At 70.5% G+C, this 25,098-nt stretch carries 27 protein-coding genes; 10 read left to right on the forward strand and 17 right to left on the reverse strand.

Going from position 1 to position 25,098, the window contains the following annotated elements:
- Positions 1–143: 143 nt before the first annotated feature.
- Complete coding sequence (locus VEB62_RS05975) at positions 144–1,019, reverse strand: endonuclease/exonuclease/phosphatase family protein (protein WP_324796733.1); 876 nt, start codon at positions 1,017–1,019, stop codon at positions 144–146.
- Positions 1,020–1,288: 269 nt separating this feature from the next.
- Here VEB62_RS05975 and VEB62_RS05980 point away from each other — a divergent pair, with 269 nt between their 5' ends.
- The 8 genes from VEB62_RS05980 (at position 1,289) to VEB62_RS06015 (ending at position 7,795) form a co-directional block, all read left to right on the forward strand.
- On the forward strand, positions 1,289–1,843 hold the full coding sequence (locus VEB62_RS05980) for a F0F1 ATP synthase subunit delta (protein ID WP_324796736.1): 555 nt from the start codon (positions 1,289–1,291) through the stop codon (positions 1,841–1,843).
- Between the two features lie 59 nt (positions 1,844–1,902).
- Positions 1,903–3,438, forward strand: coding sequence for a F0F1 ATP synthase subunit alpha (gene atpA, locus VEB62_RS05985; protein WP_324796739.1), 1,536 nt, complete (start codon positions 1,903–1,905; stop codon positions 3,436–3,438).
- 33 nt (positions 3,439–3,471) lie between these two features.
- On the forward strand, positions 3,472–4,350 hold the full coding sequence (locus VEB62_RS05990) for a F0F1 ATP synthase subunit gamma (RefSeq protein WP_324796740.1): 879 nt from the start codon (positions 3,472–3,474) through the stop codon (positions 4,348–4,350).
- Between the two features lie 42 nt (positions 4,351–4,392).
- Positions 4,393–5,949, forward strand: a complete 1,557-nt coding sequence (atpD, locus tag VEB62_RS05995) for a F0F1 ATP synthase subunit beta (protein ID WP_324796743.1) — start codon at positions 4,393–4,395, stop codon at positions 5,947–5,949.
- Positions 5,950–5,952: 3 nt separating this feature from the next.
- The gene (locus tag VEB62_RS06000; protein WP_324796746.1) at positions 5,953–6,222 is read left to right on the forward strand and encodes an ATP synthase F1 subunit epsilon; all 270 of its coding nucleotides are present in this window, start codon (positions 5,953–5,955) and stop codon (positions 6,220–6,222) included.
- 10 nt (positions 6,223–6,232) lie between these two features.
- Positions 6,233–7,207 (forward strand): metallophosphoesterase, encoded by a 975-nt coding sequence (locus VEB62_RS06005; RefSeq protein ID WP_324796748.1) that lies wholly within the window; start codon positions 6,233–6,235, stop codon positions 7,205–7,207.
- 9 nt (positions 7,208–7,216) lie between these two features.
- On the forward strand, positions 7,217–7,468 hold the full coding sequence (locus tag VEB62_RS06010; RefSeq protein WP_324796751.1) for a CBU_0592 family membrane protein: 252 nt from the start codon (positions 7,217–7,219) through the stop codon (positions 7,466–7,468).
- 75 nt (positions 7,469–7,543) lie between these two features.
- Positions 7,544–7,795 (forward strand): DUF1272 domain-containing protein, encoded by a 252-nt coding sequence (locus VEB62_RS06015; RefSeq protein ID WP_324796753.1) that lies wholly within the window; start codon positions 7,544–7,546, stop codon positions 7,793–7,795.
- Between the two features lie 192 nt (positions 7,796–7,987).
- Here VEB62_RS06015 and VEB62_RS06020 read toward each other — a convergent pair whose 3' ends face one another.
- The 10 genes from VEB62_RS06020 to ald all read right to left on the reverse strand — a co-directional run bounded on the left by VEB62_RS06020 (position 7,988) and on the right by ald (position 16,731).
- Complete coding sequence (locus VEB62_RS06020; RefSeq protein WP_324796756.1) at positions 7,988–8,467, reverse strand: RNA pyrophosphohydrolase; 480 nt, start codon at positions 8,465–8,467, stop codon at positions 7,988–7,990.
- 32 nt (positions 8,468–8,499) lie between these two features.
- A complete protein-coding gene (locus tag VEB62_RS06025) occupies positions 8,500–9,693 on the reverse strand; it encodes a divergent polysaccharide deacetylase family protein (RefSeq protein WP_324796759.1) in 1,194 nt (397 codons plus the stop codon).
- Positions 9,694–9,825: 132 nt separating this feature from the next.
- Positions 9,826–11,196, reverse strand: coding sequence for a S41 family peptidase (locus VEB62_RS06030; protein ID WP_324796762.1), 1,371 nt, complete (start codon positions 11,194–11,196; stop codon positions 9,826–9,828).
- 132 nt (positions 11,197–11,328) lie between these two features.
- Positions 11,329–12,420 (reverse strand): murein hydrolase activator EnvC family protein, encoded by a 1,092-nt coding sequence (locus tag VEB62_RS06035; RefSeq protein ID WP_324796763.1) that lies wholly within the window; start codon positions 12,418–12,420, stop codon positions 11,329–11,331.
- On the reverse strand, positions 12,420–12,884 hold the full coding sequence (rlmH, locus tag VEB62_RS06040; RefSeq protein ID WP_324796765.1) for a 23S rRNA (pseudouridine(1915)-N(3))-methyltransferase RlmH: 465 nt from the start codon (positions 12,882–12,884) through the stop codon (positions 12,420–12,422). Before rlmH ends, VEB62_RS06035 begins: the two co-directional genes overlap by 1 nt.
- A gap of 9 nt (positions 12,885–12,893) precedes the next feature.
- Entirely contained in the window at positions 12,894–13,298 is a 405-nt protein-coding gene (rsfS, locus tag VEB62_RS06045; protein ID WP_324796767.1) for a ribosome silencing factor, read from the reverse strand.
- 137 nt (positions 13,299–13,435) lie between these two features.
- Entirely contained in the window at positions 13,436–14,134 is a 699-nt protein-coding gene (locus tag VEB62_RS06050; protein WP_349255678.1) for a nicotinate-nucleotide adenylyltransferase, read from the reverse strand.
- 30 nt (positions 14,135–14,164) lie between these two features.
- The gene (gene obgE / locus VEB62_RS06055; RefSeq protein WP_324796770.1) at positions 14,165–15,223 is read right to left on the reverse strand and encodes a GTPase ObgE; all 1,059 of its coding nucleotides are present in this window, start codon (positions 15,221–15,223) and stop codon (positions 14,165–14,167) included.
- A gap of 97 nt (positions 15,224–15,320) precedes the next feature.
- On the reverse strand, positions 15,321–15,536 hold the full coding sequence (locus VEB62_RS06060) for a hypothetical protein (protein WP_324796773.1): 216 nt from the start codon (positions 15,534–15,536) through the stop codon (positions 15,321–15,323).
- Between the two features lie 76 nt (positions 15,537–15,612).
- Positions 15,613–16,731, reverse strand: a complete 1,119-nt coding sequence (ald, locus tag VEB62_RS06065) for an alanine dehydrogenase (protein ID WP_324796775.1) — start codon at positions 16,729–16,731, stop codon at positions 15,613–15,615.
- Positions 16,732–16,877: 146 nt separating this feature from the next.
- Here ald and VEB62_RS06070 point away from each other — a divergent pair, with 146 nt between their 5' ends.
- Together VEB62_RS06070 and VEB62_RS06075 are read left to right on the forward strand one after the other, a co-directional pair.
- Positions 16,878–17,354: an Lrp/AsnC family transcriptional regulator gene (locus tag VEB62_RS06070; protein WP_324796778.1), complete on the forward strand. Its 477-nt coding sequence runs from the start codon at positions 16,878–16,880 to the stop codon at positions 17,352–17,354.
- Between the two features lie 97 nt (positions 17,355–17,451).
- A complete protein-coding gene (locus VEB62_RS06075) occupies positions 17,452–18,918 on the forward strand; it encodes a serine hydrolase domain-containing protein (protein WP_324796781.1) in 1,467 nt (488 codons plus the stop codon).
- 1 nt (position 18,919) lies between these two features.
- On the opposite strand, the gene VEB62_RS06080 is transcribed toward VEB62_RS06075, so the two are convergent.
- The 6 genes from VEB62_RS06080 to nepR form a co-directional block, all read right to left on the reverse strand.
- Positions 18,920–20,374: an NAD-dependent succinate-semialdehyde dehydrogenase gene (locus VEB62_RS06080; protein ID WP_324796784.1), complete on the reverse strand. Its 1,455-nt coding sequence runs from the start codon at positions 20,372–20,374 to the stop codon at positions 18,920–18,922.
- Positions 20,375–20,414: 40 nt separating this feature from the next.
- A complete protein-coding gene (locus VEB62_RS06085) occupies positions 20,415–22,076 on the reverse strand; it encodes an MFS transporter (protein ID WP_324796787.1) in 1,662 nt (553 codons plus the stop codon).
- 179 nt (positions 22,077–22,255) lie between these two features.
- Complete coding sequence (locus tag VEB62_RS06090) at positions 22,256–22,393, reverse strand: entericidin EcnA/B family protein (RefSeq protein WP_324796789.1); 138 nt, start codon at positions 22,391–22,393, stop codon at positions 22,256–22,258.
- 37 nt (positions 22,394–22,430) lie between these two features.
- On the reverse strand, positions 22,431–24,206 hold the full coding sequence (gene phyK / locus VEB62_RS06095; protein ID WP_324796792.1) for a sensor histidine kinase PhyK: 1,776 nt from the start codon (positions 24,204–24,206) through the stop codon (positions 22,431–22,433).
- A gap of 1 nt (position 24,207) precedes the next feature.
- Positions 24,208–24,816 (reverse strand): sigma-70 family RNA polymerase sigma factor, encoded by a 609-nt coding sequence (locus VEB62_RS06100; protein WP_324796795.1) that lies wholly within the window; start codon positions 24,814–24,816, stop codon positions 24,208–24,210.
- Positions 24,813–25,013 carry an anti-sigma T factor NepR gene (gene nepR / locus VEB62_RS06105; protein WP_324796798.1) on the reverse strand — a complete coding sequence of 67 codons (201 nt, stop codon included), beginning with the start codon at positions 25,011–25,013 and terminating at the stop codon, positions 24,813–24,815. The genes VEB62_RS06100 and nepR overlap by 4 nt, the downstream gene beginning before the upstream one ends.
- Positions 25,014–25,098 lie beyond the last annotated feature (85 nt).

Consider the following 25,098-nt stretch of genomic DNA (forward strand, 5'->3'; position numbering starts at 1 on the left):
GACCCGAGGATCAGATGCGGGGGCCGGGCTGTGCGATGGAAGCGGCGCCGCGGGCGTGACCGCATCCTGGTCTACCGAGCACCGGACGGTCTGATCCTCGGGTCAGGCCCGAGGATGACGGAGGGGGATGGTGAAGCGTGCGTTCAGCGTCCCACCGGGACCACGTCCGCCACCACCGGGAAGTGATCCGAAATGACCCGGCCGCCGAAGGAGTCGGTGGGCACGGCGAAGCGCTCGACCGCCAGGCCGGGGCCGACGAAGATGTGGTCGATGGCCACGCCCTCGTTGTCCTTCGCGATGTCGAAGGCGTTGAAGGTGCCGGCGGGGCCGAAGTCGGTCGGGCTGATAGCGCGGGCGTCGCGCAGGCCCGAGGCGACGATGCGGCGATACGGCGCGGTGTCCGGCCCGGTGTTGAAGTCGCCCATCAGCACGACCTCGGCGGCCGCGCCGTCGGCCTCGGCCGGGGCGAGGCCGGAGACCAGTTCGGCGCACTGTTCGCGGGCGACGACGCCGACGTGGTCGAAATGGGTGTTGCGGACGTCGAGCAGCCGGCCGTCGCGCCGGTCGCGCAGCAGGACCCGGGTGACGGTGCGGGGGTAGGCGGCGTCCCAGCCCTTCGACGGCCGGTCCGGGGTGGGCGAACACCAGAAGGTCTCGGCACGCAGCCGCTCGTAGCGGTCGCGCCGCCAGAACAGGGTCGCGGCCTCGCCGGCGAGGCCGTCGTCGCGGCCGAGGCCATAGCGGTCGTAGCCGGGCAGCTGTTCCGCGAGCCAGGCGACCTGGTGCGGCAGCGCCTCCTGCAGGCCCAGCAGGTCGGGGTCGAGGAAGGCGATCTGGTCGGCCATGTGCGGGCGGCGCTCGCTCCACAGCGGATTGTCGGACGGCCCGTCGAAGCGGATGTTGTAGCTCATCACCCGGAACGCGGCCGGGTCGCCGGCCCCGGCCGCAGCCTGCGCGACGGGCGCGGCCGACAGCACGGCGGCGGCGATCAGGGCGGAGACGGTGCGGGCGAGGGTCATGGGCGCGGTTCCGGCTGACGGGGGCGACGGCCAGTCTTCGCCTCCGGACCGCGCCTCGCCACGTCAATTCGCGTTACGTCGCCGCGCCGCTGCGGCGGACCGCCTCGGTTGCGGTCGGGGGGTTAGGGTGCTATCAGGCGCCCGGCTGAGCCGGAGGGCGCGTTGCAAGACGCGTCCCCCAAGTGCTTTCTCAAAGCATTTCAGACCTTTGACTGGCGCGGACACGCCGCCGGTCGCCAACCCGAACGCCAACCGCGCGGACATTATAAGTGGCTGACGATTACAGGACGACGGAAGTCGGCGAGCGCTACGCACAGGCGCTGTTCGACCTCGCTGACGAGACGGGCGTCCTCGACGCCGTGCGCGCCGATCTCAAGTCGCTGCGCGCCGCGTGGAACGACAGCGCCGACCTGCGCCGGCTGGCCACCTCGCCGGTGATCGCCGCCGAGGACCAGCAGACGGGTCTTGTCGCCATCGCCGACGCCGCGAAGTTCAACGGCGTGACCCGCAACTTCCTCGGCCTGCTGGGCCAGAACGGCCGCTCGGGCGACCTGCCGGCCGTGATGGCGGGCTTCGACCTGCTGTATGCGAAGAAGACCGGCGTGGTCGCCGCCGAGGTGGTCTCGGCCCAGGCCCTGAGCGCCGCCCAGATGAAATCCATCCAGTCCGCCCTGCGCGCCTCGCTGGGCAAGGACCCGGAAATGACCGCCCGCGTCGATCCGTCGATCCTGGGCGGCCTCAAGGTCAAGGTGGGGTCGAAGCTGTTCGACGCCTCGCTGAAAACCAAGCTCGACCAGATGAAGTTCGCCCTCAAACGGGCCTGACCCCAACACTCGCGGCTCCGACGGGGCCGCGCTGACAAGACGATAACAGAGAGCCTGTCATGGACATCCGCGCCGCCGAAATCTCGGCCATCCTCAAGTCGCAGATCGCCAACTTCGGCGTCGAGGCGGACGTTTCGGACGTCGGCCAGGTGCTGTCGGTCGGCGACGGCATCGCGCGCATCCACGGTCTGGACAACGTCCAGGCCGGCGAGATGATCGAGTTCCCCAAGGCCGGCGTGAAGGGCATGGCCCTGAACCTCGAGCGCGACAACGTCGGCGCCGTGATCTTCGGCCAGGACAACCAGATCGCCGAGGGCGACGAGGTCCGCCGCCTCGGCGAGATCGTGGACGTGCCGGTCGGCAAGGGCCTGCTGGGCCGCGTCGTCAACCCGCTGGGCGAGCCGATCGACGGCAAGGGCCCGATCCAGTTCACCGAGCGCCGCCGCGTCGACGTCAAGGCTCCGGGCATCATCCCGCGCAAGTCGGTGCACGAGCCGATGCAGACCGGCCTGAAGGCCATCGACACCCTGATCCCGATCGGCCGCGGCCAGCGCGAGCTGATCATCGGCGACCGTCAGGTCGGCAAGACCGCCGTCGCCGTCGACACCATCCTGAACCAGAAGGCCACCAACGCCGCCGCGACGAGCGAAGGCGAGAAGCTGTACTGCATCTACGTCGCCATCGGCCAGAAGCGCTCGACCGTGGCCCAGATCGTCAAGACGCTCGAGGAGCGCGGCGCCCTGGACTACACCATCGTCGTGGCCGCCACGGCGTCGGAGCCGGCCCCGCTGCAGTTCCTGGCCCCGTTCTCGGGCTGCGCCATGGGCGAGTTCTTCCGCGACAACGGCATGCACGCCCTGATCGTCTATGACGACCTGTCCAAGCAGGCCGTCGCCTATCGCCAGATGTCGCTGCTGCTGCGCCGTCCGCCGGGCCGCGAAGCCTATCCGGGCGACGTCTTCTACCTGCACAGCCGCCTGCTGGAGCGCGCCGCCAAGCTGAACGAGGACAACGGTTCGGGCTCGATGACCGCCCTGCCGCTGATCGAGACCCAGGCCAACGACGTCTCGGCCTACATCCCGACCAATGTGATCTCGATCACCGACGGCCAGATCTTCCTCGAGTCCGACCTGTTCTACCAAGGCATCCGTCCGGCCGTGAACGTCGGCATCTCAGTGTCGCGCGTGGGCTCGTCGGCCCAGATCAAGGCGATGAAGCAGGTCGCCGGCTCCATCAAGGGCGAGCTGGCCCAGTACCGGGAGATGGCCGCGTTCGCCAAGTTCGGGTCGGACCTCGACGCCTCGACCCAGAAGCTGCTGGCCCGCGGCGCCCGCCTGACCGAGCTGCTGAAGCAGCCGCAGTACTCGCCGCTGACGGTCGAGGAGCAGGTCGTGTCGGTCTACGCCGGCACCCGCGGCTATCTCGACAATGTGGCGATCGGCGACATCCAGCGCTTCGAGCGCGAGCTGCTGGCCCGCCTGCACTCGGCCCACGCCTCGCTGCTCGACGGCATCCGCACCCAGAAGGCGCTGTCGAAGGAGCTGGAAGCCGAACTGAAGGCCGCCATCGAAGCCTTCGCCAAGACCTTCGCCTGACCTGACCTGTAGGGACTAGAAAGAGCAGCCCGAATGGCCAGCCTCAAGGAAATGCGCAATCGGATCGGAAGCGTGAAAGCCACGCAGAAGATCACGAAAGCCATGCAGATGGTCGCCGCGGCCAAGCTGAAGCGCGCCCAGGACCAGGCCGTCGCGGCCCGGCCCTACGCCGCGCGCATGGCGGCCGTCATCGCCAATCTGGCGGCCGGCGTCTCGGGCGACGGCGCGCCGAAGCTCCTGGCCGGAACCGGCTCGGACCAGCGCCACCTGATCGTGGTGGCCTCGTCCGACAAGGGCCTGGCCGGCGGCTTCTCGTCGAACATCGTCCGCGCCGCCCGCGACCGGATCAACGGCCTGATCGCCGACGGCAAGGACGTCCGCGTCATCGCCGTGGGCCGCAAGTCGCGCGACCAGCTGACCCGGCTGTTCGGCGACCGCATCGTCAGGACGTTCGAACTGTCGGACCACAAGGTCATCGGCCTGCCGTCGGCCCAGCCGATCGCCGAGCTGATCGCCGACGAGTTCGAGAACGGCCGGGCCGACGTGGTCACCCTGTTCTACAGCCGGTTCAAGTCGGTGATCTCGCAGGTCCCGACCGCCAAGCAGCTGATCCCGGCCGTGGTCGAGGGCGGCGCCGAGCCGATCAACCTGAACGGCGCGGTCTACGACTACGAACCGTCCGAGGAGGAGATCCTCGACACCCTGCTGCCGCGCAACATCACCACCCAGATCCTCGCCTCGCTGTACGAGAACCAGGCCGGCTTCTACGGGGCCCAGATGGGCGCCATGGACGCGGCCACGCGCAACGCCGGCGACATGATTTCCGCCCTTACCCTGCAATACAACCGATCCCGCCAGGCGCAGATCACCAAGGAGCTGATCGAGATCATCTCCGGCGCCGAAGCCCTCTGATCTGACCTCCTGACCGCACACGACGACAACGGACCCGCACCGATGACCGACACCACCGCTCCCAAGAAGACCGCCGCCAAGAAGCCGGCCGCGCCCAAGGCTCCCAAGACCGCCGCCGCCGCCACCGGCAACGCCGTGGTCACCGCCGGCACCGGCGTGGGCAAGATCGCCCAGGTCATCGGCGCCGTCGTCGACGTCGAGTTCGAGGGCCAGCTGCCGGCCATCCTGAACGCGCTGGAAACCCAGAACGTCGACCAGAAGACCGGCCTGCCCTTCACCCTGGTTCTGGAAGTCGCCCAGCACCTCGGCGAGAACATGGTCCGCACCATCGCCATGGACACCTCGGAAGGCCTGACCCGCGGCCAGGCCGTGACCGACACCGGCACCTCGATCCTGGCCCCGGTCGGACCGGGCACGCTGGGCCGCATCATGAACGTCGTCGGCGCGCCGATCGACGAACAGGGCCCGATCAAGACCACCATGTACCGCCCGATCCACCGCGAGGCCCCGAGCTTCGAGGAGCAGTCGACCTCGTCGGAAATCCTCGTCACGGGGATCAAGGTCATCGACCTGATCTGCCCCTACACCAAGGGCGGCAAGATCGGCCTGTTCGGCGGCGCCGGCGTGGGCAAGACCGTGACCATGCAGGAGCTGATCAACAACATCGCCAAGGCGTACGGCGGCTACTCCGTGCTGGCCGGCGTGGGCGAGCGCACCCGCGAGGGCAACGACCTCTACCACGAGATGATCGAGTCCAACGTCAACGTTGACCCGGCCAAGAACAACGGCTCGACCGAGGGTTCGAAATGCGCCCTGGTCTACGGCCAGATGAACGAGCCCCCCGGCGCCCGCGCCCGGGTCGCCCTGACCGGCCTGACGCAGGCGGAGTACTTCCGCGACGTGGAAGGCAAGGACGTGCTGCTGTTCGTCGACAACATCTTCCGCTTCACCCAGGCGGGTTCGGAAGTGTCGGCGCTGCTGGGCCGCATCCCGTCGGCCGTGGGCTACCAGCCGACGCTGGCCACCGAGATGGGCAACCTGCAGGAGCGCATCACCTCGACCAAGAAGGGCTCGATCACCTCGGTCCAGGCCATCTACGTGCCCGCCGACGACCTGACCGATCCGGCCCCCGCCGCCTCGTTCGCCCACCTGGACGCGACGACCGTGCTGAGCCGCGACATCGCCGCCCAGGCCATCTTCCCGGCTGTGGACCCGCTTGACTCGACCTCGCGGATCATGGACCCGCTGGTCATCGGCGACGAACACTACCAGGTCGCCCGTTCGGTCCAGGAAGTGCTGCAGCAGTACAAGGCGCTGAAGGACATCATCGCCATCCTGGGCATGGACGAGCTGTCGGAAGAGGACAAGCTGGTCGTCTCGCGCGCCCGCAAGATCCAGCGCTTCCTGTCGCAGCCGTTCTTCGTGGCCGAGCAGTTCACCAACGCCCCGGGCAAGTTCGTCTCGCTGGAAGACACCATCCGCTCGTTCAAGGGCATCGTGGCCGGCGAATACGACCACCTGCCGGAAGCCGCCTTCTACATGGTTGGCGCCATCGAGGAAGCCGTCGAGAAGGCCCACAAGCTGGCCGAGGCGGCCTGATCCATGGCCGGCAAACTCAGCTTCTCGCTGGTGTCGCCTGAGCGCGAGGTCTTCAGCGGCCTCGTCGATCAGGTCGACGCGCCCGGCGTCGAGGGCGACTTCGGCGTGCTGGCCGACCACGCGCCGTTCATGACCGCCCTGCGCGAAGGCATGGTCACGGTCATCGATGGCGGTTCGCGCCGCCAGTTCGAGGTCCACGGCGGTTTCGCCGACGTCACCCCGGCCGGCCTGACCATCCTGGCCGAACAGGCCTCGGAAGTGGCTGCGGCGTGAGATTGTAACCGTGGCGGGACCGGGCATCGTTCTGGTCCTCGCCTGGATCGGCGCCGTCCTCGGGCCGATCGTCTGTGCATTGGTGATCCGGCGGCTGCTTCGCGGTCGCCGGATTATTTTTGCCGGGAGTCTGGCTGCGGTCGTTGCGGTCGGCTGGATCTTCGGCGTCTGGGCCTTTCTGATCGAGCCCGCCACCCTGACGGTCCGCCACGTCACCATCGAGAGCGCGACCTGGCGCGGCCCGCCGCTGCGGATCGGCGTCATTTCGGACACCCATGTCGCGGCGCCCCATACCGATGTCGCGCGGATCGAGCGACTGGTGGCGCGAATGAACGCCGAACGGCCGGATATGGTCGTGCTTCTGGGGGACTACGCCGGGGGCCATGAACCGGCGGCCATGCGGGCCCGACCCGAGCAGTCGGAAATCCTGCGAGGCGTCGAGGCCTTCAGGGGCCTGTCCAGTCCGCTGGGCGTCCACGGCGTCCTCGGCAATCACGACTCCTGGTACGGCGACGCGGCCATCGCCGGGGCGCTGACGAGGGCCGGTGTTCGGGTGCTGGACAACCGGGCGGAGCGGGTCCAGCGGCCTGGCGGGGCCTTCTGGATCGCCGGTCTGGCGGACATGGAGTCGCCACGCGAACCGCCACTGGTGTCGGCCACCCTGCGGGAGGTGACCGACGGCGCTCCGGTCATCGTGCTCACTCACTGGCCCGATCCGTTTGCGGACGTCCCGGGCCGGGTCGCCCTGACGCTGGCCGGCCATACGCACTGCGGACAGGTCAACCTTCCGGTCTTCGGCCGTCTGGTGCATGCCTCGCGCATGTCCGAACGGTGGGCGTGCGGCCTGTACGACGAAGGCGGACGAAAGCTGTTCGTGACGGGCGGCGTCGGGGTCTCCATCCTCCCGGTGCGCTTCCGGGCGCCGCCCGAGATCGTCATTCTTACACTGCGGGAGCCGGTGGCCGGGGGCCGGACGATCCGCTAGGCGTAGGCCATGAGCTTGCCCGATATCCTCGGCGTCGTCGGCGTCCTGATGATCCTGACCGCCTACGCCGGCGCGACCAGCGGCCGGCTGGACGCCCGGCGCGCGCCCGCGCTGCTGCTGAACCTGACCGGCGCCCTGCTGATCCTCGTGTCGCTGTATTTCGACTTCAACCTGTCGGCCGTGCTGATGGAGGGGGCCTGGGCGCTGGTGGCGGTGTACGGGCTGGTGCAGCTGGCCCTTGGCCGGAACCGCGCGCCCTGAGCTTGCCCGCGCCGGCCCCTTCCACCATGCTTCGCAGGGTCCCCCTCCCCCGAGGGGGAGGAGACGAGGGCCGTCATGCTTGAACTCAGACCCAATTGCGAGTGCTGCGACCGCGACCTGCCGTTCGACAGCGCCGACGCCCGCATCTGCACCTTCGAATGCACCTTCTGCGCCGACTGCGTCGACGGGACGCTGAAGGGCGTCTGCCCCAATTGCGGCGGCGGCTTCGTCCCGCGCCCGATCCGGCCGACGCGGCTGATGGAAAAATATCCGGCCTCGACGAAGCGGGTCCTGAAGCCTGAGGGGTGCGCGGCGGTGAGCGGCTAGTGGCTGGCGGTCGCCAGCGGCCCGTCCTCATTTACCGCCGTCATCCTCGGGCTTGACCCGAGGATCAGACGGAGGGCCGGACTGTGCGTCGGGAACGGCCCTGCGAGCGCGACCGCAAGTCCTTCCACCGAGCACCGGACGGTCTGATCCTCGGGTCAAGCCCGAGGATGACGGAGTGGTTGGGGGCAGGCCCTAGACCACCAGCGGCGCGAAGGCCTGCACCACCTGCTCGTAGGCCGCGCGCTTGAAGGGGACGATCAGGTCGGGGGCCTCGTCGAGCGCGCCCCACCGCCAGGCGTCGAACTCGATCTCGGCGTGTTGCGCGAGATCGATTTCGGACTCGTCGCCGGTGAAGCGGAAGGCGAACCATTTCTGCTTCTGCCCGGCCCAGCCGCGCGCCTGTTTGGTCCCGCCGTAGTCGGCCGGGAAGGCGTAGGCGATCCACTCCTGCGTCTGCGCCAGCAGGTCCGCCGAGGTGACCCCGGTCTCCTCGGCCAGTTCGCGGCGGGCGGCGGCCTCGTAGTCCTCGCCCTCATCGACGCCGCCTTGCGGGAACTGCCAATTGTGCGGTCCGGGCGTGTTGGCGCGGCGGCCGTACCAGACGCGGCCGTCCGGATGGAACAGCACGACGCCGACGTTGGGGCGGTAGCGGGACAGGTCGGTGTCAGCCATTCCGGTCCCTTAGCGGGGCCGTCGGCCTTTATCTACCGTCCGGGCCGGTTGGCCAGCGCGCTGGCCGGCGCCAGCTGCAGGCCCCGGGCGTCCAGCCCCGCGGTCCAGCGGGCGGCGGCCTCGACCGTGACCGGATAGCTGAAGCCCGTGCCGAGCGCTTGGCCGCGCGCCTTGGCGAGGGCCTCCAGGGCGTTGAGCTGGCCGACGATGGCGGCCGGGGACTGCTGCTCGTCGATGATGCGGTTGGCGCTGGCGCGGGCCCAGGCCCCGGGGCGGCGGCTCATCGAGCCGTCGTCGACGAAGGCGACGCCGCGCTGGCGCAGCACCCCCATGAAGGCGGTCATGCCGGCGTCCGACGCGGCGAACCGGTCGCCGAGATAGTTGGTGACGCCGAAATAGCCGACGGCGCGGCCCAGCAGCCAGTTCATCTTCGCCTGGATGTCGGCGGCGTCGGCGTTGGCCAGCAGGGTGTAGGGGCCGGGGTCGTTGTTGGGATAGCCGGTGGGCTCCATCGGCATTTCCAGCATGACCTCGTGACCCTGGGCGCGGGCCAGGTCGATCCAGCCCTGCAGGCCCTCGGCGTAGGGCACGAAGCTGAGGGTGACCTCGGCCGGCAGCCGCTCGATGGCGGCCCGGGTGGTGACGGCGTTGAGGCCGAGGCCGCCGACGATCAGGGCGACGCGGGGCTTGCCGTTGGAGACGAAGGGCCGGGCGTAGGCCTGGGCCGGGACCCGGCCGTCCGGGGCGATGCGCGGCAGCGGGCCGTCGGGGCCGGGCTGGCTGAGGCCCGCGATCGGCGCCGCCGGCAGGGGACGGGCGGCGACACGGGGGGCGGTGACCGGCGCGCCGTCGCCGGACACGGTGGCGCCGTCGGGCAGGGTGATGACGGCCTCGCCCATCAGCGAGGGGTCGGCGCCGTCGGCGGTGAGGTCCTGGTACAGGCCCGAGCCGTCGAGGGAGAAGGCTTCCAGGCCGGTGGGGACGGGGGTCCGGGCGGCGGCGGGCCGGTTCAGGGCCACGCGGGCCGACGGGGCGCCGGCGCGGGGGTCGCCCAGCACGGTGACGAACAGGGCGGCCGCGCCGAGCAGCAGGACTCCGGCGGCGGCGACGGCGACCGGCGGCTTCCTGAGCACGCGGAGCACGGGGGCGAGACCTTCGGGCACGGCCCGGCGGGCGGGCGGAGCGCCCGCGGTGGCGGCGAGGACGGACTGGCGCTTGGCGAACATGGGCAAGGAACTGGGCGCTCGAACGGGGTCCGCGGAACGGACTCCTACACGGCTCACAGTGGCGGGCGTCGGTTAAGAAAGCCTAACGCGCTGTTAGCTATGCCGTAGCCAATTCGCGCCAGGTCCCGGGCGTCAGTTCCCGGGCGCGGGTTCCGGCGTGGCGGCGGCCATGGCCGTGCCCGGCGCAGTGACGACGATCCCCTCGGGCGCGGCCGCCAGCTGGGTCAGGTTTCCGCCGGCGCGCAGCACGTCGAAGGCGCGCTCCAGCTGGTAGTCCTTCTCCTTGTCGTAGGACTCGCCCGGCGCCTCGTGCGGGGTGTGCGGGCCCTTGCGCTCGGCCCCGATGGAGGCGTCCAGGGCGGTGGCGTAGGCGGCCTCGGAATAGATGAAGTTGGACCGCGACACGATGCGGGCCTCGGCCTCGGAACGGGCCACCTCGAGGTCGGGCTCGATGCCGATCTTCTGGATCGAGGAGCCCGACGGCGTGAAGTAGCGCGCCGTGGTGATCGACAGGGCGCCGTCGGCCCCGCCGCGCAGCGGGATGACGCTCTGCACCGAACCCTTGCCGAAGCTGGTCAGTCCGACCAGCGTGGCGCGCTGGTGGTCCTTGAGCGCGCCGGCGACGATTTCGGACGCTGATGCGGAGCCGTAGTTGATCAGCACCACGACCGGCAGGCCGCCGGTCAGGTCGCCCGGACGGGCCGCGTAGCGCAGGATCTGCTCGGGATGGCGGCCGCGCTGGCTGACGATCTCGCCGCGCTCGAGGAAGGCGTCGGAGACGGCGATGGCCGCGTCGAGCAGGCCGCCGCCGTTGTTGCGCAGGTCCAGCACATAGCCCTTGAGGGCCGGATTCTCGGTCTTGAGCCGGGCGATGACCTCACCCAGTTCGCGGCCGGTGTTCTCGTTGAAGGTCGAGACACGCAGCACGCCGAAGTCGCCCTCGACGCGGCCGGTGACGGAATCGATCTTGATGATCTCGCGGGTCAGGGTGAGCTCGCGCGGCTCCTCGCCGTCACGCAGGAAGGTGACCTTGACCGAGGTGCCGGCGGCGCCGCGCAGCTTTTCCGAAACCTGGCTGACGGTCAGGCCCGAGGAGCTCTGGCCCTCGATGGCCGAGATCACGTCGCCGGCCTGGACGCCGGCGCGGGCAGCGGGACCGCCGTCCATCGGCGAGATGATCTTCACCAGACCGCCCTCGGACGAGATGGTCAGGCCGACGCCGGAATACTGGCCCTCGGTGCGTTCGCGCAGCTCGCCGTAGGCCTTCAGCGGCAGGTAGGAGGAGTGAGGGTCCAGCGCGCTCATCATGCCCTGCAGGGCGGCCTCGATCAGCTTCTTGTCGTCGACCGGAACGACGTAGTCGCGCTCGACCGTCGTCAGGGCGTCGCCGAACAGGCCGATCAGCCGGAAGGCCTCGTTGCGCGGCGTCTGGCCGGCGGTCGTGGCGGCGCCCAGACCAACCACGGTGGCGGCGACGGCGCCGATCATCAGCAACTTGCGCATACGGTGTCTTTTTCCAGCGGGCCGCGAGGCCTGAACGTCTACAACTACCTGTCCTTCGACGACCAAATCGTGGCCGATCGTCGGTCCGCCGATAAAATCAGCGTCATCGGGCGATGGGAAGCGGATTCGCCGCTAACCACTCCCCGCCAGCCACGGGGCCGGGTCGATCGGCCGTTCGTCGCGGCGCAACTCAAAGCCGATCTCGCCGTCGGCGCCGGAGCGGCCCAGCGTCTGGCCGTCGGCGACCCGCGCGCCGGTCTCGACGGAAACCTCGTCGAGGCCGGAGATCACCGCGCGCCAGCCGGGGCCGAGGTCGAGGATGATCACCCGGCCCCAGCCCCTGAGCGGACCGGTCCAGATCACGCGGCCGGCGGCGGGGGACCGGGCCTCGATCCGGTCGCCGCGCCAGCGCCAGCCGCTGGAGTTCCTGCCGAAGCGGATCGACGGCGCGGTCTCGACGGGCGGGGTCAGCCGGTCGCGGCCCGCGGGCGAGGGGGCCGTCGCGGTCCCGGCGTCGGCGTCGGCCGCCGGCACGCGTCCGCCCAGCGCCCGCAGCCGGGTCTCGAGGGCCAGGACGGCGCGCTCGGCAGTCCCGGCCTCGGCCTCGAGGATCGAGCGCTGCCGGGTCTGGCGGGCCAACCGGGCTTCCGCCTGGGCGCGACGGTCGCCCTCGGCGCTTTCGGCGGTGAACAAGGCCTCGCTGCCGAGCGCGGCCAGCCGGCGAACCCGGTTGATCTCGGCCTGACGGTCGGCGAGCGGCCGGACGCGGGCCTGGAGCTCGGGGGCGATGGCCTTCATCAGGATGGCGGCGCGGACCGTGTCGACGGCCTTGTCGGCGGGCACCAGCAGCGGCGGCGGCGGGCGGCGGCTCATCATCTGCAGGGCCGACAGCAGGCGGGCCTGGCGGCCGCGCGCCCGCGACAGCTGGGCCACGAGGACGGCCTCGCGCTCGCTGAGGCTGCGCAGACGGGCCCGCTGGGCGGCGATGGTCCTGTCGCCGGCCGTGACGTCGCTCCCGAGCGAGGCCAGTTCGCGTTCGAGACGGGCGGTTCGGGCCCCGGCGTCGGCGGCCTCGGCGCGCAGGCTGCGGGCGCGGGCGCGCTCGTCGCGGAATTCGGCCTGCAGGCGGCCGATCTCGCCCGCGCCGGGCCCTGGCTGCGGCGCGGCGGCGGCGACGGGCAGGGCGGTCAGAACCAGCAGCAGGGCGAGGGCGACCTTGGGCATCAGTCGCGATGATACGGCGATCCGGCCAGGATGGTCACGGCCCGATACAGCTGTTCCGCCAGCATGGCCCGGGCCAGGGCGTGCGGCCAGGTCTGGGGGCCGAAGGCCAGGGTGGAGGCGGCGGCGGCGCGCACGCTGTCGTCCAGCCCGTCGGCCCCGCCGATGGCGAAGGCCAGCCGCCGCTCGCCCCGGTCGCGCAACAGGGCGATGTGCCCGGCGAAGGCGCGGCTCGAGAAGGTCCTGCCGCGCTCGTCGCAGGCGATCAGATGGGCCCCCTCGGCGGCCTTGAGGATCAGCTCGGCCTCGGCCGCCTTGCCGGGCTTGCGGGCCTCGAGATCGATCAGCTCGAGAGGGCCGAGGCCGAGCGCCCGGCCGGCCAGGCTCGCCCGTTCGGCGTAGTCCGCCGCCAGCGTCGCCTCGGGGCCGCGCCCCGGCTTGCCGATGGCGATGACGGCCAGCTTCATGGGTTCAGATCAGGCGCGGGCGTCGACGCGGTGGCCGCTCTCGACCGACCAGATCTTCTCGATGTTGTAGAAGGCGCGGACTTCGGGCCGGAACAGGTGGACGATGACGTCGCCGGCGTCGAGCAGGACCCAGTCGCAGTGCGGCAGGCCCGAGACCTTGACCTTGCCGAGGCCCTGTTCCTTCAGCGTGCGCTGCAGGTGGTCGGCCAGGGCGCCGACGTGGCGGTGCGACCGCCCCGAGGCGATGATCATGGTGTCGGCCATCGGGCTTTTGCCCTTCAGGTCGATGAGGACGATGTCCTGGGCCTTGTCCTCGTCGAGACGCGACAGGACGGCCTGTTCCAGAGCGTTGGAGCCGACGGGGAGGGGGGCCTGCGGACCGTCTTCGGAATGGAGGGGCTCGATGGGATCCATTTCGTGCGCCGTGTTCGAGACGGCGCTGTCTTGCGCATCGTGCGCGGGCGAGGGGGTCAGCGGAAGGCTCCGAGGAGATTACTAAAGGGGCAGTCTAGCACGAACCCGCCGGGGCGTCACGCGTTGCGCCCGGCGGCTCACTTCCCCGCCTGCGCACGGGCCCTCAGGGCCGTCGAGGAGCGGGGGTTCAGCGGAGCCGTGAGGTAGGTCCAGGCCGGGGCCTCGAGGCGCGGCAGCAGGCGCGCGCGCGCGGCCGGAACCCGGGCGGCGGCGAAACGGACGGCCGCGGGGGCGGTGCGGCTGTCCAGCTCGGAGCCGGGGCGGGCGATGACCGCCACCGGCATCATCCGCATGATGTCGGTCCAGCCGCGCCACCGGTGGAAGGTCGCCAGGTTGTCGGAGCCCATCAGCCAGACGAAATGCACGCCCGGATGGCGGCCGGTCAGGGCGCGCAGGGTGTCGACGGTCCATTGCGTCCCGATCCGGGTCTCGAAATCGGAGACGATCATGGCGGGCCCGGCGGCGGCGTGGGCGGCCGCGATGCGGGCGGAGGCCATGCGTTCGGCCAGCGGGGCGCTGTCGCGGGGGTCCTTGAGCGGGTTCTGCGGCGACACCAGCCAGACCACGCGATCGAGGCCCAGCCGCCGCATCGCCGTTTCGGCGACATGGGCGTGGCCGTCATGGGCCGGATTGAATGAGCCGCCAAAGATGCCGACCGTCATGCCCGGCCGCAGGTCGAGCCCATCACGCAGCGCGCCCCGGCGGGGACCGGAGGCTCGCGGCGCGGGACCGGCGTGGAAGAAGGACAAGGCGGGCTCGCGGGGGCTTATGCTCACGGGGGAGCTAACACGCCCCGCCGGTCGCGGCTACGGCGCCCAGCCGCCCGGCGTCTCGACCACGGTCTCGTCCGTCTCGGCCGGAGCGATCTCGCCGCGGTCCTTACGCACCTCGGTCCAGGCGGCGCGGAGCAGTTCGGTGACGCCCTCGCCCGAGACGCCGGAGACCAGCATCGGACGCTTGCCCGCGACGGCTTCCAGCTCGGCGGCCTTTTCCTCGCGGGCCTCCGGAGTCAGGGCGTCGATCTTGTTCAGGGCCAGCACCTCCGGCTTCTCCGCGAGACCGGCGCCATAGGCCTCGAGCTCGTGGCGGATGATGCGGTAGGCCTTCTGGACGTCGTCCTGGGTCCCGTCGATCAGGTGGATCAGGCAGCCCGAGCGCTCGACGTGGCCGAGGAAGCGGGTGCCGATGCCGGCCCCTTCGTGGGCGCCCTCGATCAGGCCGGGGATGTCGGCGATGACGAAGCGCTCGGTGGCCGACAGGTCGACCACGCCGAGATTGGGCACCAGGGTCGTGAACGGATAGTCGGCGATCTTGGGCCGCGCGGCCGAGGCGGCGGCGAGGAAGGTCGACTTGCCGGCGTTGGGCAGGCCGGCCAGGCCGACGTCGGCGATCAGTTTGAGCCGCAGCCATATCCACCGCTCCTGGCCTTCCTGGCCGGGGTTGGCGTAGGTGGGGGCCTGGTTGGACGGGCCCTTGAAGCGGACGTTGCCCCAGCCGCCGTTGCCGCCCTTGAGCAGCAGCTCGGTCTTGCCGACGACATCCATGTCCAGCAGCACGGTTTCCTTGTCGTCGTCGAGCACCTGGGTGCCGACCGGGACCTTGAGGATGACGTCCTCGCCCTTGGCTCCGTGCATCTGCCGGCCCATGCCGTGGATGCCGGTCTGGGCCTTGAAATGCTGCTGGTAGCGGTAGTCGATCAGGGTGTTCAGCCCGTCGACCGCGGTGATCCAGACGTTGCCGCCATTGCCGCCGTCGCCGCCGTCCGGACCGCCGTTGGGAATGAACTTTTCGCGCCGGAACGACACGGCGCCCGCGCCGCCGTTGCCGGAGCGGATATAGATCTTGGCCTGGTCGAGAAACTTCATCGCGGCATTTCTAAGTAGGGCGCTAACGCTCGCGACGCGGTCGCTCGCTGCTTGAGCGCGCTTATGGCCCAAGAGAGCGGCGATTTACAGGCAGTGCCTAGTGGAATGCAGGAACCAGCCAGCCGACCCGCATCCGTGCTTCCGCCTCGGCGGTTTCCACGGAGTCGTAGAGGCCGAGGTCGAGCGCGCCGCTCCAGCCGCCTTCACCATGCCATTTGCGACGATAGGTATAGGCACCATCCGCTCGCCGCACGATCATCACCCGCTCGTCGCCGATCTCGTTGGTCAGGGTCTTGAGAATGGTCTCAGCCATGGAATCGACCATGGCGGGATGAGCCGCTTATGAAAAGGGCGAGGGTCCGACCCTCGCCCTTACCAGTCTTTGGTTGTCAGCCCTTCGCCCAGACCCCGAACGGGTCGCTCCACGGCATGTCCAGCGCCTCGGCCACGGCCGGGTAGGTGAGCTCGCCCCTCAGCACGTTGAGGCCGCGGGCCAGGTGCGGATTCTTCTTCAGCGCCTCCAGCCCGTGGTCGGCCAGGGCCAGGCCGAAGGGCAGGGTGGCGTTGTTGAGGGCTTCGGACGAGGTGCGCGGGGCGGCGCCCGGCATGTTGGCGACGCAGTAGTGGACCACGCCGTCGATGACGTAGGTCGGGTCCTCGTGGGTGGTGGCGTGGCTGGTCTCGAAACAGCCGCCCTGGTCGATGGCCACGTCGACCAGCACCGAGCCGGGCTTCATCGCCTTCAGGTGCTCGCGCTTGATCAGCTTGGGCGCCTCGGCCCCGGGGACCAGCACGGCGCCAATGATGACGTCGGCCTTGACCATCTCCTCCTCGATCGCGCCGATCGAGGAATAGCGGGTGACGACCCGGCCGCTGGTGATCTCGTCGATATAGGCCATGCGCGGGATCGAGCGCTCCAGCACCACGACCTCGGCGCCCAGGCCCATGGCCATGCGGGCCGCGTTCAGGCCGACGACGCCGCCGCCCAGCACCAGCACGCGGGCCGGGGCCACGCCCGGGACGCCGCAGAACAGCAGGCCCATGCCGCCGTTGTGCTTGAGGAGGGTCTCGGCGGCCGAGAAGACGGCGATGCGGCCGGCGACCTCGGACATCGGGGCCAGCAGCGGCAGGCCCTTGCGGTCGTCGGTGACCGTCTCATAGGCGATGGCGGCGCATTTCGAGGCCAGCAGGCCCTTCGTCTGCTCGGGGTCCGGCGCCAGGTGCAGGTAGGTGAACAGGATCTGGTCCTCGCGGAGCATCTCCCACTCGACCTTCTGCGGCTCCTTGACCTTCACGATCATGTCGTTGTCGGCGAAGATCTGCGCGGCGGTGGCGACGATCTTCGCCCCGGCCTTCCTGTAGTCGGCGTCGGTGAAGCCGGCGCCGAGGCCGGCGCCCTCCTGGATCGAGACGGTGTGGCCGTGGGCCACGTATTCGCGCACGGCGGTCGGCGTCAGGCCGATGCGGTGCTCGTTCTTCTTGATTTCCTTGGGGACGCCGACGCGCATGGGAGTTCCTCTTTTCGACGGTTCGCGGGCGCGCTCTGTGGCCGCCTCGCCTCGCGCGGCAATCTAGCGGCGGTCCGGGCGCAGGTTCCTGTTCTTTTCGCTGACTGAACAGCATAAAGTCGCAGAATCTGCGAACGAGGTCCGCCTTGAAGACTGTTTCCGCGGTCACCCTGGATGACACCGACCGAAAGATGCTGCGCGCCCTGCAGGGGGACGGACGAATGACCAACGCCGACCTGGCCCGGACCGTGAACCTGTCCGAGAGCGCCTGCCTGCGCCGGCTGCGGGCGCTGGAGGCGGCGGAGGTGATCAGCCGCTACGCCGCCATCATCAACGAACGCGCCGTCGGCCTGCCGATCAGCGTCTTCGTGACCGTGACCCTGTCGTCTCAGGCGGAGGCCTCGCTGACGGCGTTCGAGACGGCGATCTCGACCGTCCCGGAGGTGGTGGAATGCTATCTGATGACCGGCGGCTCGGACTATCTGCTGCGGCTGGTGGTGCGCGACGTCGACGACCTGGAACGGGTGCACTCGCGCGAACTGACCCGGATACCGGGGGTGACCCGGGTGTCGTCCAGCGTGGCCATGCGGACGGTGGTCAAGCGCGGGGCGCTGCCGGTCTAGTCACCGGGGCGCCGTGAGGCTTACGGCGAATTCACTGCCGGGGGACGGACGGTTCGCCTATCGGTGCTCACCGGATATCGACCGTTCGGGACCGCCCATGACTCTCGCCCTGACCCGCCGCAGCATGTTGGCCGCCGCGACGGCGGCCCCGGCCCTGATCGCCTTCCCCGCCATGGCCCAGGACGGCCCTCTCGATGCGATCGGCCGACGTCTGGTCGCGGCGATCAACGATCCGGCGCTCGACGGCGCCGGACTGGCGGACCTGGTGGCGAGCCGGTCGCTGCAGCGGCGCTCTGCTGGAGACTGGCTGGAACAGTTCGCACGGGTGCGGGCGGCCTCCGGCGGGCTGGAGTACGTCTCCAGCCGGCAGGGCCCCCGCGAGGTGCTGGTCACGGTGCGCACGGTGCGGCAGGGGGTGGAGCGGGATCTGACCACCTTCGCCAGCACCGCGGAGCCGGGCCGGATCACCGACCTGTTTCTCCTGCCGCGCCCCCGGCCGTATCCCCGCCCGCTGATCGCGGGGCCGGTCCCGCGGCCGGTGCTGAAGACGGCGATCGCGGACCGCATCGCCTGGGCGGTGGAACACGACGACTTCTCGGGCGCGGTCCTCGTCGTCGCCCCCGACGGCGCCGTACTGCATGAGCAGGCCGCCGGTATGGCCAACCGGGATTTCAGCGCCCCGGTCGCCCCTGACACGCGCTTCAACCTCGGCTCGGCGGACAAGATGTTCACGGCCGTGATGGCGGGCGGTCTGATCGCGGAGGGGCGTCTGGGGCTGGACACCCGGGCCGTGGAGGTGGTCCCCGGGTTCGCCGGGGCGACGGGAGCCGATGCGGTCACCGTGCGTCATCTACTGACCCATACCGCCGGGCTCGGCGACATGTGGAGTCGCCCCGGCTACGACCGGCGCGATCCCAACGCGACCGTCACCGAGTTGGTCCGGCATTTCGCCGGCCAACCCCTGCTGTTCGAACCGGGGAGGGGCGTGGCCTACAGCAACGAGGGCTTCGTGCTGCTCGGCGCGGTGCTGGAGGGCGCGACCGGCGAGACCTGGTACGATCTGCTGGCGCGGCGGGTGTACGCCCCGGCCGGCATGGAGCGCAGCGGCCACTTCACGCTCGACGAGACGGTCGCCGGCCGGGCCGTGGGCTACCGCTATCTGGAGAGCGACAGTCTCGGGATCGAGGGCCGGCGGCCGAACGGGGGCTTCCTCGGCTGGCGGGGCAATTCGTGCGGCGGCGGCTATTCCACGACGGCCGACATGACCGCCTTTCTCCGCGCCCTGTCGAGCGGGCGGCTGGTTCCGGACGCGATAACAGAGATGCTGACCGGACCGGCTCCCGGCGGCCTTCCGGATTACGGCATGGGTTTCGAGCGCCGCGTCGTCGCGGGCCGGACCCTGATCGGTCATAACGGCGGGGGACCGAACAGCGGCATAGACGGCGAGAGCTTCATCGTGCGCGAGACGGGCTGGGCGCTGTCGGTGCTGGGCAACTACGACGCGCCCTTCGCCGGGACGCTGGCCCGCGATCTCGGGACCATGCTGGCGGCCCAGGACGGCTGACCTATTTCAACGCCAGGGTCACCGCCTTGATGTCCACGTATTCGTCGATGCCGTGGCGGGAGCCCTCGCGGCCGTAGCCGGATTGCTTGACGCCGCCGAACGGGGCGACGGCGGTGGAGATGAGACCGGTGTTGACGCCGCACATGCCGGCCTCGATGCGGCGGCCGATGCGCATCGCGCGGTCGAGGTCGCGGGTGAAGACGTAGGAGGCGAGGCCGAACTCGCTGTCATTGGCCTTGCCCAAAACCTCGTCCTCGCCGTCGAAGGCGAAGACCGGGATCAGCGGGCCGAAGGTCTCCTCGCGCCGGAACAGGGCGTCGTCGCCGCCGAGGGTCACCGTCGGGTGGAAGAAGCGGCCGCCGAGGGCGTGGCGCGCGCCGCCGGTGAGGACACGGCCGCCGTCCGCCTTGACCTGGTCCAGGTGGCGCTCGACCTTGTCGATCGCCTTGTCCTCGATCAGCGGGCCGACCTTGACGCCGGGCTCGAAGGCGGCGCCCACCGGGATCTTCGCCACCTCCGCCGCGAGTTTCGCGGCGTACGCCTCCGCCACCGACGCCTCGGCGTAGACCCGGTTCGGGCAGACGCAGGTCTGGCCCGAGTTGCGGAACTTGCCCTTGATGGTCTCGGCCACGGCGAGGTCGAGATCGGCGTCGGCGAAGACGATCAGGGGCGCGGCCCCGCCCAGCTCCATCGACACCCGCTTGAGGGTCGGGGCGCACTGCTCCGCCAGCTTGCGGCCCACGGGGGTCGAGCCGGTGAAGCTGAGCTTGCGGATCAGCGGCGAGGCGGTCAGGACGCCGCCGATGGTCGCCGCGTCGCCGGTGACGACGCTGAGCACGCCCCGGGGCAGGCCCGCCCTGTACGCCAGTTCGGCCAGGGCGATGGCGGTGAACGGGGTCTGGCTGGCCGGCTTGATCACGGCGGTGCACCCGGCGGCGAGGGCCGGGCCCAGCTTGCGGGTCAGCATGGCGGCGGGGAAGTTCCACGGGGTGATGAAGGCGCACGGCCCCACCGCCTCGCGGAAGGTCAGGATGACGTGGCCCAGCGGCGTGTCCTGGGTCTCGCCGAGCAGGCGTTCGGCCTCGCCGGCGAACCATTTGATGAAGCCGTTGGCGTAGGCGACCTCGCCTTTCGCCTCCTCGAACGGCTTGCCGTTCTCGAGCGCCATCAGCGCCCCAAGCCCCTCGGTGTTGTCGTCGATCAGCCGGGCCCAGTCGCGCAGGAAGGCGGCGCGCTTGTGCGGGTCGGATCGGGACCAGGCGGGGAAGGCGTCGTGCGCGGCCTGGATGGCGCGTTCGGTTTCGGCGGCGCCGAGGTCGGGGACGTGGCCGAGGATCTCGCCCGTCGCCGGATCGTCGACGGCGATGCGTCCGGCTGACGTGACCGGCTCGCCCGCGATCAGGGCGTGCTCGCGCAACAGGTCGAGGCCGGCCTGGCGACTGTTGGCTTCGGTCATGGTCTTCGTCCGACTGGGGGCGGCGCGGAAGAGAAACGCCTCAGGTCTCGATCGTGTTCAGATCCCGGCCGCGGGTTTCCGGCAGCCACAGCAGGCTGACGATGACGGCGACCAGGGTGAAGCCGACCGAATACCACAGGCCGAAATAGATATTCCCCGAGGCCGCCACCAGCGCGAAGCTGGCCGCCGGCAGAAGCCCGCCGACCCAGCCGGTGCCGACGTTGTAGGGCAGGCTCATCGCGGTGTAGCGCACCCGCGTCGGGAACAGCTCGACCAGGGCCGCGGCCTGCGGTCCGTACAGCGCCGTGGCGGCGACGATGAACACCATCAGGATGGCGAACATCATGGGCAGGTCCATCCGGGCCGGATCGGCCTTCACCGGATAGCCGGCGGTCGCCAGCGCGGCCTTGACGCGCGTCTCGACGTCGGCGCGGGCCGCCTTGAGCGCCGCGGGGTCGAGGCCGCCGCCCTCGACCGAGGCGACCTCCGTTCCGCCGATGCGGACGGTGGCGACGCCGCCCGGCAAGGCGCTGACGTTGGCGTAGGAGACGCCGGCGTTGGACAGCACGCTCTTGGCGATGTCGCACGAACTGGCGAAGGCGGCCTTGCCGACCGGATCGAACTGCAGGGCGCAGGAGGCGGGATCGGCGACCACCGTCACCGGGGCCGACGCCTGGGCTTCGGCGAGCGCCGGATTGGCCGCCTTCGTCAGGGCGTGGAAGCCGGGGAAGAAGGCGACGAGGGCCAGGATCATGCCGAACAGCATCACCGGCTTGCGGCCGACCCTGTCGGACAGCCAGCCGAAGAAGACGTAGAGCCCGGCCGACACCACCGTCAGCCACAGCATCAGCATGTCGACCGTGGCGGTCTCGACCTTGAGGATCCGCTCCATGAAGAAGCGGGTGTAGAAATAGCCGCAGTACCAGACCGCGCCCTGGGCGATCATGATGCCGAACAGGGCCAGCAGCACGAAGCGGCCGTTGTTCCACTGCAGGAAGGCCTCGCGGTAGGGCGCGCGCCGCTCGCCGCCCTCTTCCTCCATGCGGCGATAGGCGGGGCTCTCGTCGAGCTTCATCCGGATCCACAGCGAGATGCCCAGCAGGAAGGCGGACAGCAGGAAGGGGATGCGCCAGCCCCATTCGTCGAACGCTTCCGTCCCCACGATCTGGCGGGTGATCAGGATGACCCCCAGGGCGCCGATCAGGCCGAGCGCCGCCGTGGTCTGGATCCAGCCGGTCAGGAACCCGCGCTTTTTCGCCGGCGCATGCTCCGCGACATAGATGGCCGCGCCGCCATATTCCCCTCCGAGGGCGAAGCCCTGCAGCACCCGCATCAGGATCAGCAGGATGGGGGCGGCCACTCCGATGTCGTCGTAGTCGGGCAGCAGGCCGATGGCGACGGTGGCCAGGCCCATGATGGTGATGGTGACGAGGAAGGTGGTCTTGCGGCCGGTCCGGTCGCCGAACCACCCGAACACCAGCGCTCCGAGCGGCCGGACCACAAAGCCCACGCCGAAGGTCAGCAGCGCGAGGATGTAGCCCGTGGCCTCGCTGACCTCGGCGTAGAAATGGTTGGCGATGACCGCGGCCAGCGACCCGAAGATGAAGAAGTCGTACCACTCGAAGGCGGTGCCGGCCGCCGAGGCGACCACCACGGTCCTCAGGCCCGGACCCGATACGGCCTTGGCGGTCTGGTCGGTCATCGTGCGTTTCCCCCGGCGTCGTCTGGCGGACGGCCTGTTCACGATGCTAGCGCCGCCGCCGCGCCGTGCAAGCGCGCGAACGACAGGACGAACAGGCAAAGGCCCGCCGGCGCGAAGCCAGGCGGGCCTTCTTCAACCGAACCGCGTGTCGGGGGAGAGCCGCGGCCGGGAAACCGGACTCAGGTCTTGGCGTCTTCAGCCGCGCCGGTCACGGCGCTGCCAGCGGCCGAGGCGTCGCGCCCAACACCCGAAATGGTGTTGCAGGCGGCCGCGGTCAGGGCGGCGGCGGCGGCGAACAGAACGAATAACTTCCGCATGGTGGAATCTCCTGGCGCCGGGGGAGCGGCGTACGCATCAAGAACGTCGCGGCGGGCGCCCGGTTCCGAGATCGGCCGGATCCGTAGGCGTTATGGCCTCCGGGGTGGCGAAAGCCATGCGGGCGATCGTGCCGCCGCCCGGCGCCGGAACCAGTTCGACCTCGCCGCGCAACTGTTTGGCGAAGGCGCCCATCAGGGTGCGGCCGACCCCGGCGCGGAAGGTCTCGCTGACGCCGGGGCCGTCGTCCTCGACCTCGAGCGTGCTGGTCTCGCCCTTGACGCGGAAGCGCACCTTGAGCGCGCCGCCGCGGCCGGCGAAGGCGTGCTTCTGGGCGTTGGTCACCGCCTCGACCAGCCACAGGGCGAGGGGGGCCAGCTTGTCCGGATCGACGACGAGGGAATCCGCCTCGACCGACGAGGTCACCACCGGCCCGCGGCCGGCCTCGCTGGAAACCAGTTGCCCGACCAGTTCGGTCAAAAAGATGCGGGCGTCCGCGTAGCGCAGGTCGGCGCTCTGGTAGAGGGTGCGGTAGATCAGGGCGAGCGCCGAAATACGCTGGCGGGTGTCGCCCACGGCGGCCTTGGCCTGGGGATCGCTCAGCGCGCGCTGCTGCATGGACAGCAGGGACGAGATGATCTGGAGGTTGTTCTTCACCCGGTGGTGAATCTCGCGCATCAGCGCGTCCTTCTCCTCGAGGGAGGCGTTCAGGGCGGCGTCGCGGGTGGTGATGGTCTCGGCCAGTTCGTCGAGCGTGCGGGCCAGAACCCGGATTTCCGCCGGCGCGTTCATCGCCTGGACAGGACGCACCGAAAAACGGCCGCGCGCATAGATGGCCGCCACCCGCTCCAGATAGACCAGCCAGCGCACCACGATCCGCTCGGACACCCACATCACCGACAGGAAGGCGATCAGCCAGGCCAGCAGCGGGACCATGAAGGCCCCGACCGGGTTCAGCCGCGCCCACGAGAGCAGGCCCGGCGCCGGGGCGGACAGCAGGGCGTAGACGTCCCGGCCCGCCAGCGCCGCACCGGCGTAGACGCGATGCCGGCCCCGCGAGTCATCCGCCTCGAAGATGGCCGAGGCGTTCCGGCGCGCGCGGTCGACCCAGCCCGTCACGCTGCGCCCGTCCGACAGGGTGAAGGCGCCCGGGTCGGTGGCGGTCAGGATGCGGCCGTCGCCGTCGGTCAGCGCCGCCTGAGAGCCCTCCGGCAAAGCCCGGTCGGCGATGTCCGGCTGCAGGGCGGACAGCGGAATGACCGCGATCATGACGCCGTCGAACGCTCCGAGGGGCCGTTCGAGACGGATCGCCACGATCAGGCCCGGCTCTTCGCCGGGGCGAACCGGCGCGCGGGCCAGGACGGTGTCCTCTCCGGCGCGCAGCCGCTGGAACCACGGCGACGCGCGGGCCTGGGTCAGCCAGGCGGGCGAGGCGGCGCCCAGCTGTTGCGAGGCGCAGGCGGTTTGGCCGGTGGGGCTCAGGCGCGCCAGGCCCTCGAGACCCTCGATGCGCTGGACGAGGGCCGTGAGCCGGGGCTGGCAGAACAGCTCCAGGGCCTCGGGCCGGAGCGCCTGGAGCAGGACGGTCGTGCTGTCCAGCCGGCCCTTGACGTTGGCGGCCGTGCGCTCGGCGGCCAGCTGCAGGTCGTCCCGGCGCTGCAGATCCTGCACCCGGAACTGGGCGTCGGCCTGGAAGGCGCCCAGGGCCAGGACCGGCAGCAGGGCGAGCGCGAGCGCGGCCCCGAGGCGGAAGCGGATGCCCTGGAATTGCGGTGGAGCCAGACCCCGACCGAGCGCTCGCCCGATATGGATCACCTCAACCCCGGACGCTGCTCAGGCGATCAGCGTCGGCGAGTATGGAGCGCATGGCGTCGCCGGCGGCGCGACCGTCGCGAGCGTATCCGCCCCGTTCGAGCGTGGCCTGCAGCGCCTTGCGGGCGCGGGAGACGCGGCTCTTCACGGTGCCGACGGCGCACTGGCAGATCTCGGCCGCCTCCTCGTAGGCGAAGCCGCCCGCGCCCACCAGGATCAGGGCCTCGCGCTGCTCCTCGGGCAGGGTGGCGAGGGCCAGACGCAGTTCGTCGAGGGCGACGGGCGATTCCGGATCGTCCACGGCCACGAGCGTGCGCTCGGCGGCTTCCTGGTCCAGCTGCGACTGCCGCCAGGAGCGTCGCTTCTCGGAATAGAACTGGTTGCGCAGGATCATGAAGGTCCACGCCTTCATGTTGGTGCCCATCTGATAGCTGGCCCGGGCGTCCCAGGCCTTCATCATGGCGTCCTGGGCCAGATCGTCGGCCGCCGTGGGGTCGCCGGTCAGCGTGCGCGCGAACGCCCGCAGGTGCGGGATAAGCGCGACCAGCTCCCTCTTGAAGGCGTCGTCGTCGGCGGAGGGAGGCTTGGGCGGCGGAGTCGAAGCACCGCTCATGCGCCGCTCCCGCCCGACGAGCGCTCGTCGGCCCGGCGGAGGATGTCCAGGAACTCGTCCGGGACCGGCTCGTTCACGACCTCGTCGAACATATGCCGGAGCTTGACCCCGATCGCCTGCTGACGAAGGCGCGCTTCCTCGAGAGCGGGGCCGCCCGGGGGCGCCGCCTTGCGGGAAGGGTTCGAATTTTCTGTCATTGAATGAACGGCCGCCACCCTGACGCTGTTTGTTGCGATTGCCGAAAACGCCAGCGCCGAAGGAGAGTTCCTAGGTTACGTCGCT

It is taken from the genome of Brevundimonas sp. (genome assembly GCF_035626975.1).
Taxonomy (GTDB): Bacteria; Pseudomonadota; Alphaproteobacteria; order Caulobacterales; family Caulobacteraceae; genus Brevundimonas.

Excerpts from the sequence above, each read along its gene's own strand:
- atpA (WP_324796739.1), top strand. The coding sequence starts at position 1,903 with ATGGACATCCGCGCCGCCGAAATCTCGGCCATCCTCAAGTCGCAGATC.
- rsfS (WP_324796767.1), bottom strand. The coding sequence starts at position 13,298 with ATGGATCCCATCGAGCCCCTCCATTCCGAAGACGGTCCGCAGGCCCCC.
- VEB62_RS06010 (WP_324796751.1), top strand. The coding sequence starts at position 7,217 with ATGAGCTTGCCCGATATCCTCGGCGTCGTCGGCGTCCTGATGATCCTG.
- VEB62_RS06030 (WP_324796762.1), bottom strand. The coding sequence starts at position 11,196 with ATGCGCAAGTTGCTGATGATCGGCGCCGTCGCCGCCACCGTGGTTGGT.
- VEB62_RS06025 (WP_324796759.1), bottom strand. The coding sequence starts at position 9,693 with ATGTTCGCCAAGCGCCAGTCCGTCCTCGCCGCCACCGCGGGCGCTCCG.
- VEB62_RS06100 (WP_324796795.1), bottom strand. The coding sequence starts at position 24,816 with ATGAGCGGTGCTTCGACTCCGCCGCCCAAGCCTCCCTCCGCCGACGAC.
- VEB62_RS06085 (WP_324796787.1), bottom strand. The coding sequence starts at position 22,076 with ATGACCGACCAGACCGCCAAGGCCGTATCGGGTCCGGGCCTGAGGACC.
- atpD (WP_324796743.1), top strand. The coding sequence starts at position 4,393 with ATGACCGACACCACCGCTCCCAAGAAGACCGCCGCCAAGAAGCCGGCC.
- VEB62_RS06000 (WP_324796746.1), top strand. The coding sequence starts at position 5,953 with ATGGCCGGCAAACTCAGCTTCTCGCTGGTGTCGCCTGAGCGCGAGGTC.
- VEB62_RS06075 (WP_324796781.1), top strand. The coding sequence starts at position 17,452 with ATGACTCTCGCCCTGACCCGCCGCAGCATGTTGGCCGCCGCGACGGCG.
- rlmH (WP_324796765.1), bottom strand. The coding sequence starts at position 12,884 with ATGAAGCTGGCCGTCATCGCCATCGGCAAGCCGGGGCGCGGCCCCGAG.
- VEB62_RS06015 (WP_324796753.1), top strand. The coding sequence starts at position 7,544 with ATGCTTGAACTCAGACCCAATTGCGAGTGCTGCGACCGCGACCTGCCG.
- VEB62_RS06020 (WP_324796756.1), bottom strand. The coding sequence starts at position 8,467 with ATGGCTGACACCGACCTGTCCCGCTACCGCCCCAACGTCGGCGTCGTG.
- obgE (WP_324796770.1), bottom strand. The coding sequence starts at position 15,223 with ATGAAGTTTCTCGACCAGGCCAAGATCTATATCCGCTCCGGCAACGGC.
- nepR (WP_324796798.1), bottom strand. The coding sequence starts at position 25,013 with ATGACAGAAAATTCGAACCCTTCCCGCAAGGCGGCGCCCCCGGGCGGC.
- VEB62_RS06035 (WP_324796763.1), bottom strand. The coding sequence starts at position 12,420 with ATGCCCAAGGTCGCCCTCGCCCTGCTGCTGGTTCTGACCGCCCTGCCC.
- VEB62_RS05990 (WP_324796740.1), top strand. The coding sequence starts at position 3,472 with ATGGCCAGCCTCAAGGAAATGCGCAATCGGATCGGAAGCGTGAAAGCC.
- VEB62_RS06090 (WP_324796789.1), bottom strand. The coding sequence starts at position 22,393 with ATGCGGAAGTTATTCGTTCTGTTCGCCGCCGCCGCCGCCCTGACCGCG.
- VEB62_RS05975 (WP_324796733.1), bottom strand. The coding sequence starts at position 1,019 with ATGACCCTCGCCCGCACCGTCTCCGCCCTGATCGCCGCCGCCGTGCTG.
- VEB62_RS06080 (WP_324796784.1), bottom strand. The coding sequence starts at position 20,374 with ATGACCGAAGCCAACAGTCGCCAGGCCGGCCTCGACCTGTTGCGCGAG.
- VEB62_RS06060 (WP_324796773.1), bottom strand. The coding sequence starts at position 15,536 with ATGGCTGAGACCATTCTCAAGACCCTGACCAACGAGATCGGCGACGAG.
- ald (WP_324796775.1), bottom strand. The coding sequence starts at position 16,731 with ATGCGCGTCGGCGTCCCCAAGGAAATCAAGAAGAACGAGCACCGCATC.